The sequence below is a fragment of the Paraburkholderia sp. RL18-101-BIB-B genome, assembly GCF_046026985.1.
Classification (GTDB): Bacteria; Pseudomonadota; Gammaproteobacteria; order Burkholderiales; family Burkholderiaceae; genus Paraburkholderia.
In genome coordinates, this window is record NZ_JARESV010000003.1 from 215653 (window position 1) to 231915 (window position 16263).

Here is a 16263-nt window from a genome sequence, read left to right on the forward strand (position 1 = left end):
TGCGTGGGAGACTTCGGGCGCGGTTTCGTGCCGGGTGTCCTGCACATTTTCGTGTGCGGTGTCACCGATCAGCCGGCCGGCTCGTCGAGCCGGCCTACGCCTTACGCCTTCGCTTCGCCGTCCTGCGAAGCCGTGGCGGCCTCGGCCGGCGCATTCGCTGCTTCGGCAGTGGCCTGCGTGGTCGCTTCAGCGGGCGCTTGCGTGGCCGCTTCAGCGTTCGGCTCCGCGGCTGTCTCGGTGGACGCTTGCGAGGCTACTTCAGCCGTCGCTTGCGTGGCCGTCTCGCCGGCCGCATTCGCATTCGCATTCGCGCTCGCCGCACCGGCTGCCGCCTTCTGCGCACCCCTAGCTGCGCGATGCGCCTGCAGACGCTGCGCGCCCGCGGCTTCCTGCGCCGTGACCTTGCCCGCCTCGGCGCCCGTCAGATCGACGCGAGCCGCGCCTTCCACGAGACATTTCCAGTAGCGGCTGCCACGGCACCACGTCTTGATCGCGTCGCGCAATTCCGCTTCGCTCAACGACAGGTCCTTGGCGTGCACCACCAGGTCTTCGAAAATACCGACCTTGAGCGGCAGCTTGGGCGCCGGATTCTTCGGGAAGGCAATGGGGAAGCGCTTCTGCAGCCGCCCGATCGATTTCACCACCGGATCCACGGGCTTCGCGTCCACTGGCGGTTTAGCGTCGGACGCGGCTGCGGGCGCGGCACGGCGCGGCGGCGCGGGCTTGCGGGCAGGCCTCGCGCCCGGCTTGGACGCGTCCTTTGCAGCAGGCTTGGAAGCGTCCTTAGCGGGCTTGGAAGCGTCCTTCGAAGCAGGCTTGGCGCCGGACTTCGCGGCAGGCGCAGCCTCGCGGCGAGCCGCGGCCAATTGCTTCTTCAGTTCAGCGAGTTGTTCGAAACCCATAGCGCACAATCAATCGAGAAAGACGAGATTGTAGCAGCGTAAGGAAACACGCTCGTGACGACGCCGCGAGCCGCGCCGCGCGAGGCTCCGTGCGGGGTTGCGCGAGTGTTACCCTGTAGGCTCGGCGCGGCACGGTTAAACTCGATGTTTGCGGCCCTTCCCGCCCCCTTCCGGCCCCGTCTCCGCCCCCTTTTTGTCCCTTCCCGGCCCCGCTCCCGCGCTTCATGGACCTCAAGCAAATCCAGTATTTCATCGCGCTTTTCGAAGACGGCTCCGTCACGCGCGCGGCGAAACGGCTCAATATCGTCCAACCCGCGCTCAGCATGCAGATTTCGAAGCTCGAAACCGAATTGCGCCAGAAACTCTTCGAACGCGGGCCGCACGGCATGACGCCGACCGACGCGGCGCGCCAGATGTATCGCCTGTACACGCCGATCATGCGCGACATCGAACGGGCGCGCGACCAGTTGAGCCGGCAGGATGCGATCGTCACGGGGCGGGTGTCGCTCGGCATGGTGTCGTCGGAGGCGGAAAGCGTGCTGCCGGAGTCGCTCGCCAGATTCAACGCGATGTTCCCGCAGGTCGAAGTGTCGGTTGCCGACGGCTTCAGCGCGCAGTTGATCGACGCGGTCGAAGCCGGCCGGCTGGATGCGGCCATCATCAACAAGCCGCGCGGGCGTCTCACGCTCGACGTGGTGCCGTTGCTCGACGAGGAAATGGTGCTGGTGACGAGCGCCGCGCTCGGCCCCGACCTGCCGCCGACCGTCGATCTCGCGAAACTGGCCGGCATCGAACTGGTGCTGCCAACCCGCCGCAATGGCTTGCGCGGCGTGCTGGACGCGGCGCTGCTGGCCGCCGACGTGGTCATCAAGCCGAAGTTCGAGATCGACCTGCTCAACACCATCGTGCAGTTCGTCGAACAGAGCGGCGTCGCGACGATCCTGCCGCGCGTGGTGGTTCAGCGCAAGGTCGACGAAGGCGTGCTGTGCGCGCGCACCATCGCGTCGCCGCCGATCGTGCGGCACATCATCCGCGTGAGCCATCCGAAGCGGCCGATCGGGCCGGCGGCGCACGCGCTGATCGATATCATCGGCGAGGAGATCCGGCGTGTGACTACCGGTGTGCCAGCCGGCTGAAACGTCGCCAGGCCACCCGCCCAACCGCGACCTAAACCGCCTCGCGCACCGCCCCCTCCTCGAGCCTCCCACGCGTTTCCGGCACGACGAACGCGCCGATCAGGAAAATCACGCTGATCGCCCCGACGAAGATCGCCAGCGTCATCGGCAACTCACTCGCGTCTTTCGCCACCAGTGAGACGGCGGTCGGCATTATCCCACCGATCGCAAAGCCGATGTTCCAGGAAAGCCCCGTGCCGGTCGCGCGAATCGCCGTCGGAAACCGTTCGTTCAGGAAGATCAGGACCGGCGCGTAGCCGGCACTGCCAAGCGCGCTGAGAATCACCGCGTACACGCCGATCATCGTGATGCTTTGCGCCGTGGGCAGCAGCAGGAACAGCGCGGGCAACGCGAACAGGCGAATCAGGCCGAGCCAGATGAAAGCGCTCTTGCGCCCGATGAACGTGCTCAGATGCCCCGCCGCAACCGACGCGATCACCACCGCCACACTGCAGATCAGCAGGATCGCCGCCGCGGCACCGTTCGGAGCGTGGCTCACCACCTTGAGAAAGGTCGGCAGATAGCCCGAGGTCAGGTAATAGCCGCTGCCGCCGCCGATGGTCAGCAGCAGGTTGACGAACAGAATCGAGCGATAGTCGCGGGAAAACAGCGTGCGCACCGGCGAGCGCACGATTTCGACGGGCGCATCGAGCTTCTGCGCCGCGGCCTTGGCGGCCTTCTCGGCGGCGAGCTTCTTCCACAGCGGCGACTCTTCGAGGCTGCTGAAAACGAACAGCCCGAGCACCGAACTGATGATGCCGGTGAAGAACATGCAGCGCCAGCCCCACACATCGAACGATGGGCCGGGGAACAGCGCCGACATCGCCAGATACGTGAGCGAGGCGAGCAACGCGCCGAGGCCTGCTCCGCCGCCGCCGATCAGCCCCGACACCGCGCCGCGATATTTCGGCGCGACCGATTCCGTGCCGATGGTATGCGTCGACGCCACCACGCCGCCCACGAACACGCCCTGCACGAGGCGCAACACGAGGAACAGGATCGGCGCGGCGAGGCCCACCTGCATGACGGTCGGCAGCACGCCGAACGCGGCCGTGGAAAGACCGACGCCGACCACCGCGATGATCATCGCGCCCTTGCGTCCGTGGCGATCCGCATAGGAGCCGAACCATGCCGAGCCGAGCGGGCGCATCAGCAGCGTCACGGCAAACGACGCATAAACCGCGGCGAGCGAGAGCATCGCGTGTTCGGACGGGAAGAACAGCCGCCCCACCACCGGCGCGACGAACAGCAACACGAACAGATCGAACAGATCCAGTGCCCAGCCGAGGCACGAGGCCATTACCGCACCCATCACTTGCCGCTGGTCTACCGCGGGCAAGGCGGCGCCATTTTGCGCTGCTACGGACATCGTCATCTCCTTGACTGTCAGCGGGCCGTCTCTCGATCGTCCGCGTTTGTAGGCACGCTCTCTTGCGCGCGCTCTTGGTGGTGTTAAGAAACCTTATGGCGAGGCCGCGGTGAGCGGCGCCGTATTCGATGCTGCGTTTGCCTCGCGCCGCGCGAGCATCGCGTCGGCGATTTTTTCGGCCATCGTGATAGCCGGGACAATGAAGTCTTCGAGCGCGCCCGACTCGGCCAGCAGCGCGGACATGCGTTGACCCCGCGTGAAGAAACGCTCCATCCCCCTGTCTCCTTTGTCGACCGGAGTTAGCGCTTTAGCGCTTACTCCGGTCCCATGCACGGCTGTCGACCGGAGTTAGCGCTTCAGCGCTTACTCCGGTCCCATGCAACCTGGCCGCTGTCTTCCCATTCGCCGTCGTGCGGCTGTCGCATTAACTTCCGCGAAACACCGGCTTGCGTTTGCCGTGAAATGCCTCGACGCCTTCGCGGAAATCGTCGGAAGTGCGCAGACGGCTGTAGCAGTGCCCTTCGAGTTCGATCGCGATCGACAGCGGCGCGTCCTCGGTGTCGTTGAGCAGCTTCTTCGCGGTGCGTTGCGCGAGCGGCGAGAACGCGCGCAGCTCGTCCACCAGCGCGTCGGTCGTGGCTTCGAGTTCCGAGTCGGCCACGCACTCGACCGCGATGCCCCACTCATAGGCCTGCTTGCCCGGAATGCGGCGCGAGCGCATCACGATGTCCTTGGTGCGGCCGATGCCGACCATCTGCTGCAAACGGGCCGAGCCGCCCGACCCCGGAATCTGGCCGAGCTTCTGTTCCGGCAGCGCGTAAAAAGTGGTGTCGGTGGCAATGCGGAAGTCGCACGCGAGCGACAGTTCGAAGCCCACGCCGAAACAGAAGCCGCGATTGGCGGCGATCACCGGCTTCGAGCAGCGCGCGGGCGCGGCGATATTCCAGGCGAGCTTCGACACGGTTTCCGGCGATGCTTCGAGAAAGCCCTTGATGTCGCCGCCGCTCGAAAAGTGCTCGCCCTTGGCGCGCACCACGATCACGCGCACGCGCGGATCTTCGTCGAGCGCCTCGAAGGCGGCGCGCAACTGGTCGCGCGCATGCATCGAAATCACGTTCAGCGGCGGCCGGTGCAGGATGATGTCGGCCCGCTCGCGTTGCGCGTCGATCTCGATGGAAAAACCGTCGAGATCTTGCAGCAGGCTCTGGCCGCGGTGGGTCAGGTCGGTCATGAGGTTACTCCTTGGTGGTTTCCGTGTGAGGTGCAATGGATTCGCCGCGCGTGTCGCGTTGGTACTCGCCCGCGGACAGCTTGCGGCGCAGGATCTTGCCGACCGGCGACTTCGGTATGTCGTCGACGAACACGTATTCGCGCGGACGCTTGAAGTTGACGAGATCGGAGGTGCGGCAGTGCGCGTCGAGCGTGTCGGCGTCGACGTAATCGCGGCGCTTGACGAAGGCGACCACGCGCTGGCCCCAGCGCTCGTCCTTCACGCCGGCCACCGCGACCTCGTCGACCGCGGGGTGCAGCGACAGCACCGACTCGATATCGACCGGCGAAATGTTCTCGCCGCCGCTGATGATCATGTCGTCGACGCGGCCCGACACGTACAGGTCGCCTTGCGCGTCGAAGAAACCGGTGTCGCCCGTGAAATACCAGCCGTCGCGCAATGATTTGGCGTTCGCATCGGGACGGTTCCAGTAACCTTCGAAGGCTTCGTCGCCGAGCAGGTCGGCGATGATCTGGCCTTCCTCGCCCACTTGCGCGAGGTCTTCGGGCGTGTGGGCGTCGAGCCTGACGACGCGCAAACGCGTGTTGATGCCCGCGCGCCCCGCACTGCCCGGCTTGCGCGTGGCGTCCTGATCGATGCTGAAGGTGTAGACCTCGGACGAGCCGTAGTGATTGACGAACAGTTCCGGTTCGAACGCCGCCGAGAGGCGCTTGAGCAAACCGTCGTTCATCGGCGCCCCGGCAAAACCGAGCTTCTTCACCGTCGTCGTATTAATCGACGCGAAAGCCGGATCGGCCAGCAGATCGTGATACAGCGTCGGCACCAGATAGAGACACGTGAGCTTGTGCTGCGCAATCGCATCGAGTGCGAAGCGCGCATTCCAGCGGCGCACGCAGACGAACAGGCCGTCCACGAGTGCCATCGAGAGCAGCGAGCGCACGCCCATCGTGTGATAAAGCGGCATCACGCCGAGCGTGCGCTCGCCGTGGCCATACAGATTCTGCGCGACATGCGCGAGCGCGGCGGCGCGTTCATGACGATGACGGCGCGGCACGCCCTTCGCCTTGCCGGTGGTGCCCGAGGTGTAGAGAATCAGCGAGTAGTCGTCGGCATTCGCGCAGGCGTGCCCGGCGTTCAGCGCGTCAGGCGTGCTGCGCGCCATCAGTGTTTCGAAGCTCGCGGTGCGGCCCTGCGCGTCGTCGAGACCGATACGCGGCAGACGTTGCGCTGCGGGACTCTGCGCGACGGCATCGGCGCAAACCGGCTCGTACACGATGGCCTTCACACCGGCATCGGTCACGCAGTATTCGAGTTCATCGGGTTTCGCACGCCAGTTCAGCGGCACGATCACCACGCCCGTGAACTGGCAGGCCCAATGCAAGGTCGCCATTTCCCAGCGGTTTTGCAGCACTACCAGCAAGCGGTCCCCATGCGCGAGGCCCAGGCCGCGCAGACCTTCGGCCACCTTCATGATCAGTCGATGCCACTGCGCATATGTCAGCGTCAACTCACCGTCGACGAGCGCGAGTGCATCGGGGCTGCGTTCCACGCTCTGCAGAAAGGTTCGGCCGAGGTCAAGCATGAGCGGCCTCCACGGTCTCGCCAGCCGTCTTGCCTTGCCGGCGCCGCGAAGCCACGTCGAGCACCGCGGCGACGATCGGCGTATAGCCCGTACAGCGGCACAGATGGCCCGAGAGCATGTCGCGCACCTGCGCTTCGCTCGGATCGGGCACGCGCTGCAGATAGTCCGCGCACGACATAAGAATCCCGGCGGTGCAGAAGCCGCACTGCAACGCGTGGTGACGCTGGAACGCCTGCTGCAAGTCTCCGAGTTTCATGTCGGGCGCGAGTCCCTCCACGGTGTCGATGCGGCGTCCCTCCGCCTGCACCGCCAGCATCAGGCACGAGCGTCCCGCCACGCCGTCGACGTGCACCGTGCACGCGCCGCACACGCCATGTTCGCAGCCGACGTGCGTGCCGGTCGCGCCCAGTTCGTGACGAATGAAATCCGATAGCAGTTCGCGCGGCTCGCAATAGCCGCTGCGTTCACGGCCATTGAGCGTCAGCGTGACGCACTGCCGTTCGCCCTGCCGCATCACGTGCACGACGTTGCCGTTCGATGTGTTGCTCACTTCGCCTCCTCGATGACGCGCCATCCGAGTTGCCGGACCAGATGCCGGCGATACGCCGCGCTGATATGCGCGTCGTCCTGCGCGCCCAGCTTCCAGCTCAAATCGTTCAATGCGCTGCGCAGATCCTCGTCACGCAGACGCGGCCATTGCTCGACCACCGGCCGGTCCGCGACGCCGCCCACCGCGAGGCGGATCGAATCGCTCGTCACGACGGCCGCGCAAGCAACCATCGCGAAGTCGCCGTGGCGCGCGGAGAATTCCGTGAAGCCGTAGCGTTCGCCCGGCCGCTTCAGCGGAAAGCGCACGGCTTCGACGAGTTCATCCGGCTCGCGCGCGGTCATCAACATGCCTTGAAAAAACTCGGCGGCGGGCAGCACGCGATGTTTCTTTTTCGAGCGCAGCATCACGTCGCCGCCGAGCGCGGCCAGCACCAGCGGCAGTTCCGCGCTCGGGTCGGCGTGCGCTATCGAACCGCACACCGTGCCGCGATTGCGGATCTGGAAGTGCGAGATGTGCGGGAACGCCATCGCCAGCAACGGCACTTCGTCGCGCAGAGATTCACGCCACTCGACGCTGCCCTGCGTCGCCGCCGCGCCCACCACCAGCAAGCCCGCCTTGTGATCGACACGCACCGAGTTCAGTTCGTCGGTGCGCGAGATGTCGATCAGCATGCGCGGCTGCGCGAGCCGCATGTTCAGCACCGCCATCAACGACTGGCCGCCGGCCAGCACGCGTGCGTCCTCGCCGCTTTGCGCGAGGGCGTCGAGCGCATGCTGGGTGGTCATGGCGCGCAGATAATCGAACGGCGCGGGTTTCATGCCTGTCTCCTGAAACGGGCGAAGAGGCGCGAGAGCCACGAGCCACCGGTTTGAACCGGCTTGCCCGCCGCCTGACGGCCGAGCGATTCGAACAGTTGCCGCAACACGACCTTGGCCGCGCCTTCGAGCATGCGGCCGCCGACCGCCGCGACCTTGCCCGACACCTGGGCTTCGTAGTCGTACGAAAGACGCGTGCCGTTTTCAATCGGCGTCAATTCGACGAGGCCGCTGCCGCGCGCGCTGCCGAGCGACGACATGCCCGCGCCAGCCAAACGCAGCCGATGCGGCGCGTCGATTTCCGACAGGCCGATCTTCGCTTCGAAACGCGCCTTGATCATGCCGACGCCGACCGTCACGTCGGCGCGATACTGATTCGTGCCTTCGGCTTCGAGCGCATGGCAGCCGGGAATGACCTTGGCGAGCGCGTTCGGATCGAGCAGCACGGCAAAAATCGCTTCCGGCGCTGCCGGCAGATCGACGCTGCCCTGCGCGGTAAGCGCCTTGCCGCCGCCCGGCAGCGCCGGTTTGGCCGCTGCGGCTTCACGCAACTCGGGACGCGACGGCGCGGGATCGTCGATGCCGATCAGCGCCATCACTTTCGAAGGCGTCAGCGGCAAACGGATATCGTCGACGCCGAGCGCGTCCGCCACCGCATTCGCGATGCACGGCGGCGTGCTCATGTTGTTGCCCTCGCCGAGTCCTTTCGCACCGAGCGGCGTGAACGGCGACGGCGTCTCCAGATGCACGATCACCGGGTCGGGCACTTCGCAGGTGGTCGGCATCAGATAGTCGGCGAGCGTGCCGGACTGGAAGCTGCCGTCCGCGCCGTAGCGGAATTCCTCCATCAACGCCGCGCCGAGCCCTTGCGCGAAGGCGCCGCGAATCTGGCCGTCGGCGAGCGCGGGGTTCAGCAGCGTGCCGGCGTCGTGCGCGGTGACGTAGCGGTCGATCCGCACCCGGCCGGTGGCGCGATCCACTTCGACCCCGCACATGTCGAACGCAAAGCCGTAGGCCGCCGAAGTGTTGACGCGATCGTTCTCGTCCGGCGCGGCCATGTTCGGCGGATTCCAGAACACCGTCTCGCGCAGACCGGGTTCTTCGCCTTCGGGCAACAGCGCGGGCGCCCAATGCGGCGCATTGGCGGCGACGCGGCCGAACGGCTGCGCGCGATCCTCGGCGCCCTTTGCAAAGATGCGGCCTTCTTCAAAACAGACATCGTCCGGCGCGCAGCCCAATTGTTTCGACACGATGCGCGCGATCTTGTCCCGTACACGCACCGCCGCCAGATGCACCGTGCCCGCCACCGCACCGGCAAAGCGGCTCGAATAATTGCCCGCCGCCACCGACCACGCATCCTTGTGTGTATCGAATTCGACATTGACGACGACATCGTGCGGCGAGACGCCGAGCACGTCCGCGACGACTTGCGCGCACACCGTCATATGCCCCTGGCCCGCGGGCGTCGACGCAATCGTCACCACCACGCCGCCGAGCAGATCGACGCTCACCGTCGCGCTCGCGATCGCGCCGCTCTTCGGTCCGGCTTTCTTGCGCGCGTCGGCGGGCATTACCGTCGTGATGTAGCCCATGTTCGACACCGACGGTTCGACGATTGCCGCAAAGCCAATGCCGTACAGACGTCCTTCCTTGCGTGCCGCCTCGCGACGCGCATGCAGTTCGTCATAGCCGCCTTCGGCCAGCGCGCGGCGCAGCGCTTCCTGATAGTTGCCCGAATCGAGCAGCGCGCCGGCCGCGGCGCGATACGGGAACGCATCGGCGGCGACGAAGTTGCGGCGGTACACATCGAGCACATCGAGCTTCAGTTCGAGCGCGATGCGCTGCATCAGCCGTTCGAGCGCGAAATACACCTGCGGTCCGCCGAAGCCGCGCACTAGCCCCGTCGGCGTCTTGTTGGTCAGCACGACGCGGTTGCGCACCAGCAGATTGTCGATCGCATACGCGCCGGTCAGGCAGCCGTGCATGCGATAGAACGTGGCCGGTTCCGGCGCGCGCAGATAGCCGCCGCAGTCTTCGAGTTGATCGTAGGAGAGCGCCGTGATGCGGCCGTCGTTTTCCACCGCCGCTTCGAGTGTCGATACGCGCGCGGTCGCGGAAGTGGCCGCGCTCAGATGTTCGAGCCGGTCCTCGACCCATTTCACCGGCGCACCCGCCTTGCGCGAGGCGAGACACATCAGCACAACGTAAGGAAACACCGCCTGCTTCACGCCGAAGCTGCCGCCCGAATCGCGCGGCGCCTTGTGACGCAAACGGTTGGCGGGCACGTTCAGCGCCATCGCCATCACCGCGTGCAGCGAGAACGGGCCCATGAAATTCGACGTGACGTCGTAGCCTTCATCGCCCGCCAGATACTCCGCGATCACCACGCCGCATTCGATCGGCGCGCAGCTATTGCGCGGATAATGCGCGACCAGTTTCACGCGATGCGGCGCTTTCTCGAACGCCGCTTCCGGCTCGCCGTAGCGGAAGTGCCGGTCGCTGATCACGTTCCTGCCGACCTTCTCGTGCAATACCGGCGACTGGTCGCTTGCCGCCTGTTCGATCGATGTGACCGGATCGAGCGTCGCGTACTCGACCTTGAGCAGATCGAGCGCGTCTTCGGCGATAGCGCGCGATTGCGCCAGCACCACCGCCACCGGTTCACCGACATAGCGCACGCGGTCCATCGCCAGCGCCCACTGTTCCATCGGCGATTTCACGCCGACCACGAAGGGCCGCGACCACGCGCGCAGGTCGTCGCGTGTCAGGATCGCGCGCACGCCGGGCAGTTTCGCGGCGGCATCCGTGTCGATCGACACCAGTTCGGCATGCGCGTGCGGCGAGCGCAGGATCGCGGCGTGCAGCGTGCCGGGCCGGATGCCGATGTCGTCGCCGTAACGGCCGTGGCCGGTGAGAATCGCGGGATCTTCCAGACGCTCCATCGGGCGGCCGAGATGACGCTGCGGGCGTTTGTCCGGTTCCGGGTCGCGGTCCTGCGTCGCCGTGTCGCCGGCGTGGAGCGTGTCGCGCCGATTCATTGGTCCGCTCCCGAGTCGCGGCGCTGCGCGAATTCGTCGGCGAGTCCGCTCCAGCGCTGCGCGATCTCGCGATGCTCGATACCGAACAGATCGAGAATCCGCCCCACCGTATGGTCGACCACGTCTTCGATAGTCTTGGGATGCGCGTAGAACGCGGGCACCGGCGGCATGACGATCCCGCCCATCTCGGTGACGGAAGTCATGTTGCGCAAATGCGCGAGATTGAGCGGCGTTTCGCGCGCGACCAGCACGAGCCGGCGACGCTCCTTGAGCATCACATCGGCGGCACGCGTGAGCAGGTTGTCGCCGAAACCGTTGGCCACGCCCGCGAGCGTCTTCATCGAGCACGGCGCGATCACCATGCCCGCGGTGATGAAGGAACCGCTCGCCACCGCCGCGCCGATGTCGCGCACGTTGTAGGCCACGTCGGCGAGACGCTCCAGATCGCCGCGCGTCATACCGAGTTCCTGAGCCGCCGTGACCGCGCCGGAGGCCGACACGATCAGATGCGTCTCGTGCGTGCCGAGGCGCCGCAGCGCGGCGAGCAGACGCACGCCGATCAGCGCGCCGCTCGCGCCGGATATGCCCACGACGATACGCTCACGTTTGTGTTCAACCATGTGCGCCACCCAGATAGCTGTCGAACGCGGCGTTGTCGGCGGCGATCAGCGCGTCCAGATTCACCGTGTCCTGACCGGGAATGCGCACCCGCGTGAATACGTGCGACGGGTACACCACCGGCCGTGTAGCGTCGAGTCCCATTTTGGCGCTCACGCCTTGCAGATGCGGCGGCGCGTCTTCCGGCTGACCCACGGTAGTCGACGGATCGAGCGGCGAGCCTTGCGCGCCTTCGATCACGACCAGATCGCGATCGGCCTGAAAACGCGTGGCAATCGCCCATTCGATTTCGGCCGGGTCGTGCACGTCGACATCGGTATCGACCACCACCACCTGTTTGATGTCGTAGTGCGCACCGAACGCGCACAGAATCACGTTCTTCGCTTCGCCCTCGCGCTTCTTTTCGAACTGCACCCACAGGTGATAACGGCACACGCCGCCCACGGACAGATGCACGTCCTTCACATTGGGATGACTACGTTGCAGATGCGCCAGCAAAGTCGCCTCGCGCGGAATCGCGCCGAGCAGCAGGTGCTCCATTTCCGCCGGCACGATCGTATGAAAGATCGGCTTCTCGCGATGCGTCACCGCGGTGACTTCGATCACTTCACGCGCTTCCTGAGCGCTGTAGTACTTCGGAAATTCGCCGAACGGACCTTCCAGTTCGCGCACGTTGGGCAGAATGCGCCCTTCGATCACGATCTCCGCGAAGGCCGGAACGTTCACGCCGTTGCTCACGCACTTGACCACCGGCAGCGGCGCGCCATGCAGCGCGCCGGCGATTTCCAGCTCGTCGGAATCGATCGGGGAAATGGCTTGCGAGGCGAGCATCGTCAACGGATCGACGCCGATGGCGATCGCGACGTCGAGCGCGTCGCCCGCCTCTTCCGCGGCTTTCTGGAATGCATACAGATGGCGCGGCAACAGCAGGATCGCCATGCGATCGGGTCCATGCACCTGAATGCGGTTGATGGACACGTTCTGCACGCCGGTACGCGGATTGCGTGCAATCACGAGACCCGCGGTGATGTACGGCCCGTTGTCGTGCTCGCTATGCGTAGGAATCGGCAACAGCTTGTGAAGATCGATGCCGCTGGTATGCACGACCTGCTGGCAGGCCGCTTCGGCACGCGGGATTTCCTTCGAAGGAACCGGCTGAACGGCCGCGTCGCGAAAGCGCGCCAGCAGATCGGCCTCGGCCACGCCCATCGCTTCCGCGATCCACGCGCGCCGCGACATGAAACCGCTGACCACCGGTACGTCGTGACCGCCCGGCTTCGTGAAGAACGCGGCTTGCGTGCCGTCCAGCCGCTTTGCAATCGCGGCGAGTTCGTGTTCGAGCGCGACCGGCTTGTCGATCGTCGCGACCCGGCCTGTGCGCGCCAGATGCACCAGCCAGTCGCGCAGCGTGAGCGCGGCGGACGGGCGGGCCCACGTCAGGTGAAAAGTACCGTGCGATGCGGCATCGCGAGTATTCATCTACGTCTCCATCAATACCTGGCTTCATGTCCGAACCGGACGGCCAGTTGATGATGGAAGCGTAACGAGATCAGCGTATAACTTCTAATATTGATTATTGATGCGTCGAATCATTCCCGATGATATGCGTGTTAGCACCAATGACAGGTAATTGTAGGCAGGATATCAATAGACACCGCGCGGGCGGGGGCGCATGCGCCACCGTCGGCTGAGGGTTTGGGAGCGTCCATGGCACACGGTTGCGGCCTTTATCTGATACGGCGCGTCATTCTCATTACGTTTGCTGATGTTTTATTCATACCAACATGGACCTCAGGCAAATCCAGTATTTCATCGCGCTCTTCGAGGACGGTTCGGTCACGCGGGCGGCGAAACGCCTGAACATCGTGCAGCCCGCGCTCAGCATGCAGATCGCCAAACTCGAGGACGAACTGCACCAGCAGCTCTTCGAGCGCAACGCGCACGGCATGGCGCCGACTGCCGCCGGCCGGCTCATGTATCGGCTCTTTCTACCGATCATGCGCGATCTCGCGCATGCGCGTCAGCAACTCGTGCAGCGCGACGAGGTGGTGACCGGCCATGTGTCGATCGGGCTGATCGCGTCGGTTACGGAAAGCGTGCTGGCCGATGCGCTATCGCGTTTCCACGCGCGCTACCCGCATGTCGAGGTGACCGTGGCGGACGGCTACAGCGCGACCTTCATCGACTGGGTGGCGGGCGGCCAGCTCGACGCGGCGCTGATCAACAAGCCGCGCGCGCGTCTCTCGCTCGACGCGCAGCCCTTGCTCGACGAGGAAATGGTGCTGGTGACGAGCGCCGAGCACGGCCCCGAGTTGCCGCATGCGATCGAACTCGCGCAACTGCCCGAGCTGGAGCTGGTGCTGCCGACCAAGCGCCACGGCTTGCGCGGCGTGCTCGATACAGCCGCGCAACATGAAGACGTGCTGCTCGCGCCGCGCTTCGAGATCGACGTGTTGAGCACGATCGTGAAGCTGGTGGAAAGCACGCACTTCGCGACCATCCTGCCGCGTATCGCCGTGCAGCGCGCGGTGCGCCTGGGCAGCCTGCGCGCTTATCCGATCCTCGCGCCGCGCATCGTGCGGCATATCGTGTGTGTGAGCCATCCGCGCCGCCCGTTGAGCGCCGCGGCGGATGCGCTGGTGTCGATCATCGCCGACGAATTGCGCCAGGTGTCGAGCGCGTCGGAACTGGACGCGACGCTAAACGGGCCGCCCAGTGATGCATCGACAGATCCGCGTTCATCGCCCTTGTCCAGGGAGCGCTCCGTATGAATACCGCGCCATGAAGCAATCGCCGTCAGCTTTTGACGGCCACCGGCGCGTCGACGTCATGCGCCTTCAGACCGGACACGGTCACACGCAAGCCGTGCCGGCCCTCGTTGTTGCGCAGCGAAAGGTCCATCTGATGCCGCTCGGCGATACGCGACACGATCGCGAGTCCGAGGCCGCTGCCCTCGCCTTGCGCTTCCTCGCCGCGATAGAAGCGGTCGAAGACCCGTTCGAGTTCGGCCTCCGGAATGCCCGCGCCGGTATCGACGACCTCGAAGCCAACGCGCGTACCGGCACGCTTCAGGATCACGTCGACACGGCCGCCGCGCGGCGTATGCCGGATCGCATTGTTGATCAGATTGCCCAGCAGCACGCTCATGCCGTGCGGCTCCGCCAGCACGGTATAAGCATCGCCCTCCGTGCGCGCGCCTTCGCATTCCAGGCCGATGTCGATCTCCTTCGTTTCCGCCAGCAACGAAAAATCACCCACGGCCTGCTCACCGATCCGGCGCAAGCTGACCGGCACCATCGACGTGACCGGATGCGCGTCTTCACGCGCCAGCGTCAGCAGTTGCTGCACCAGGTGAATGATGCGGTTGACGCGCCCTTCGACGCGCTCGAGCGTTTGCCCTTCGCCCTTTAACGAACCGTCGCGCGACGCCGCCTGCAATTGCAGCTTCAGCGCGGCGAGCGGTGAGCGCAACTCGTGCGCGGCATCGGCAATAAAGGTGCGCTGTGCCTGCGACGCCGTGTGCAGTCGCTGCAGCATATCGTTGAGAGCTTCGACCAGCGGCTTGATTTCGACCGGCACGCTGCCGTCCAGACGCAGCGGTTCGAGCGAGTCGATGGTGCGGGTGGACAGCGCGCGCGACAGCCCGCCGATCGGCGCCAGCCCGCGCGCCACCACCAGCAGGACCAGCACGATCGTCACCGGCACCAGCACGCCAAGCGGCCAGAGCGTGTGCAGCGCGAGTTGCAGCGCAAGGTCCTCGCGCACGGAGATGGGCTGCGCCACCTGGATATAACGCTGCGCCTGCTGCACGGCGAATGTGCGCCAGTGATACTCGCCGCGCTCCACCGTGTTGAAGCCCGCGGGCTGACGCGGAAACACCGGCGCCTGCAGCGAGTGATAGATGAGCTTGCCGGCAGCGTCCCAGATTTCGATGACGACCCGGTCGTCGGCCAGACCACCCAGGTCGGGGTTGCGATGTTCACCGTCGCCCGCACCGGCGAGGTTCGACGGCAGCGACAGCGCGATCGTGCGCAACTCGTAGTCGAACAGTTCGCTCGCTTCCTCGCGCGCCGTGTGAAAGATGCCGTAGCCGGCCACGCCCGAGGCAACCGCCAGGCCGAAGATCAGCCAACCCAGCAGCCAGCGGCGAATCGACTTCATCAGCACCTCTTCAGACGGTAGCCCACGCCGCGCACGGTCACCACCTGCTCCGCGCCGATCTTGCGCCGCAGGCTATGTACATGCACTTCGATGGTATTGCTGCCCACTTCCTCGCCCCAGCCGTACAGTTTCTCTTCCAGCTCGGCCTTGGTGAACACGCGCGTCGGCTCTTCGATCAGCGCCTGCAGCAGCGCGAATTCGCGCGGCACGAGCGGCAGCGACTCGCCGGACTTGGTGACTTCGTGCGCGGCGGGGTCGAGCGTGAGTTCGCCGTGGGCGTAGACCGGCTGCTTCTGGCCGGTGCGGCGTCTGAGCAGCGCACGCACGCGTGCGGCCAGTTCGTCGAGGTCGAATGGCTTGATCAGATAGTCGTCGGCGCCGGCGTCGAGGCCGCGAATCCGTGCGTCGACGGCGTCGCGAGCCGTCAGGATGATGACCGGCGCGGCGCCGCCGCCCTTGCGATAGGCGTTGAGGACGTCGATGCCGTCCTTCTTCGGCAAGCCGAGATCGAGCAGCACGAGGTCGTACACACCATTGTCGAGCGACAACTCCGCCGCGCGGCCGTCTTCGGCCCAGTCGATCGCGTAGCCGGCGCGGCGCATCGCGCCCAGTACCGTTTCCGCAATCATGTCGTCGTCTTCGACCAGTAGCAGACGCATGGTCTCTCCTCTCCCGTGTTGGCCCCGGCATTGTCTCGCCCGGTAGCTTAACGCTTCCTTATGGCTTGCTTATGTTTTCCTGAAGCGACGCTGAAGGGACGCTTAAATTGGCGTTAAGCGTGTCTTAAGCAGTCCATCAGCAGAATCGGCTCCTGTTCGCGGC

The 16263-nt window shown here is 65.6% G+C and carries 14 protein-coding genes; 2 read left to right on the top strand and 12 right to left on the bottom strand.

All coding sequences use genetic code 11. The annotated features are described in order from the left end of the window. Positions 1-101 precede the first annotated feature (101 nt). The gene (locus P0D73_RS06815) at positions 102-902 is read right to left on the bottom strand and encodes a ProQ/FinO family protein (RefSeq protein WP_408430494.1); all 801 of its coding nucleotides are present in this window, start codon (positions 900-902) and stop codon (positions 102-104) included. Positions 903-1126: 224 nt separating this feature from the next. On the opposite strand from P0D73_RS06815, the gene P0D73_RS06820 reads away from it, so the two are divergent. Then, positions 1127-2038 carry a LysR family transcriptional regulator gene (locus P0D73_RS06820; RefSeq protein WP_408430497.1) on the top strand — a complete coding sequence of 304 codons (912 nt, stop codon included), beginning with the start codon at positions 1127-1129 and terminating at the stop codon, positions 2036-2038. Positions 2039-2069: 31 nt separating this feature from the next. Here P0D73_RS06820 and P0D73_RS06825 read toward each other — a convergent pair whose 3' ends face one another. From P0D73_RS06825 to P0D73_RS06865, 9 genes are all read right to left on the bottom strand, one after another. After that, entirely contained in the window at positions 2070-3446 is a 1377-nt protein-coding gene (locus tag P0D73_RS06825; protein WP_408430500.1) for an MFS transporter, read from the bottom strand. A 93-nt stretch (positions 3447-3539) separates the two neighbouring features. Then, positions 3540-3719 (bottom strand): hypothetical protein, encoded by a 180-nt coding sequence (locus P0D73_RS06830; RefSeq protein ID WP_408176530.1) that lies wholly within the window; start codon positions 3717-3719, stop codon positions 3540-3542. A gap of 151 nt (positions 3720-3870) precedes the next feature. Beyond that, positions 3871-4677 carry an enoyl-CoA hydratase/isomerase family protein gene (locus P0D73_RS06835; RefSeq protein WP_310815005.1) on the bottom strand — a complete coding sequence of 269 codons (807 nt, stop codon included), beginning with the start codon at positions 4675-4677 and terminating at the stop codon, positions 3871-3873. A gap of 4 nt (positions 4678-4681) precedes the next feature. Then, entirely contained in the window at positions 4682-6259 is a 1578-nt protein-coding gene (locus tag P0D73_RS06840; protein ID WP_408430503.1) for an AMP-binding protein, read from the bottom strand. Beyond that, the gene (locus P0D73_RS06845; protein WP_408430830.1) at positions 6252-6773 is read right to left on the bottom strand and encodes a (2Fe-2S)-binding protein; all 522 of its coding nucleotides are present in this window, start codon (positions 6771-6773) and stop codon (positions 6252-6254) included. The genes P0D73_RS06840 and P0D73_RS06845 overlap by 8 nt, the downstream gene beginning before the upstream one ends. A 32-nt stretch (positions 6774-6805) precedes the next feature. Beyond that, the gene (locus P0D73_RS06850; RefSeq protein ID WP_408311006.1) at positions 6806-7627 is read right to left on the bottom strand and encodes an FAD binding domain-containing protein; all 822 of its coding nucleotides are present in this window, start codon (positions 7625-7627) and stop codon (positions 6806-6808) included. Next, positions 7624-10662 carry a xanthine dehydrogenase family protein molybdopterin-binding subunit gene (locus P0D73_RS06855; protein ID WP_408430506.1) on the bottom strand — a complete coding sequence of 1013 codons (3039 nt, stop codon included), beginning with the start codon at positions 10660-10662 and terminating at the stop codon, positions 7624-7626. Before P0D73_RS06855 ends, P0D73_RS06850 begins: the two co-directional genes overlap by 4 nt. After that, positions 10659-11282 carry a UbiX family flavin prenyltransferase gene (locus P0D73_RS06860; protein WP_408430509.1) on the bottom strand — a complete coding sequence of 208 codons (624 nt, stop codon included), beginning with the start codon at positions 11280-11282 and terminating at the stop codon, positions 10659-10661. The genes P0D73_RS06855 and P0D73_RS06860 overlap by 4 nt, the downstream gene beginning before the upstream one ends. Then, the gene (locus P0D73_RS06865; RefSeq protein WP_408430511.1) at positions 11275-12759 is read right to left on the bottom strand and encodes a UbiD family decarboxylase; all 1485 of its coding nucleotides are present in this window, start codon (positions 12757-12759) and stop codon (positions 11275-11277) included. Before P0D73_RS06865 ends, P0D73_RS06860 begins: the two co-directional genes overlap by 8 nt. A 305-nt stretch (positions 12760-13064) precedes the next feature. Between P0D73_RS06865 and P0D73_RS06870 the strand changes: the two genes are divergently transcribed. Next, entirely contained in the window at positions 13065-14051 is a 987-nt protein-coding gene (locus P0D73_RS06870) for a LysR family transcriptional regulator (protein ID WP_408430514.1), read from the top strand. A 25-nt stretch (positions 14052-14076) separates the two neighbouring features. On the opposite strand, the gene P0D73_RS06875 is transcribed toward P0D73_RS06870, so the two are convergent. Beyond that, positions 14077-15441 (bottom strand): sensor histidine kinase, encoded by a 1365-nt coding sequence (locus P0D73_RS06875; protein WP_132374299.1) that lies wholly within the window; start codon positions 15439-15441, stop codon positions 14077-14079. Next, positions 15441-16100 carry a response regulator gene (locus tag P0D73_RS06880; RefSeq protein WP_408430516.1) on the bottom strand — a complete coding sequence of 220 codons (660 nt, stop codon included), beginning with the start codon at positions 16098-16100 and terminating at the stop codon, positions 15441-15443. The genes P0D73_RS06875 and P0D73_RS06880 overlap by 1 nt, the downstream gene beginning before the upstream one ends. Positions 16101-16263 lie beyond the last annotated feature (163 nt).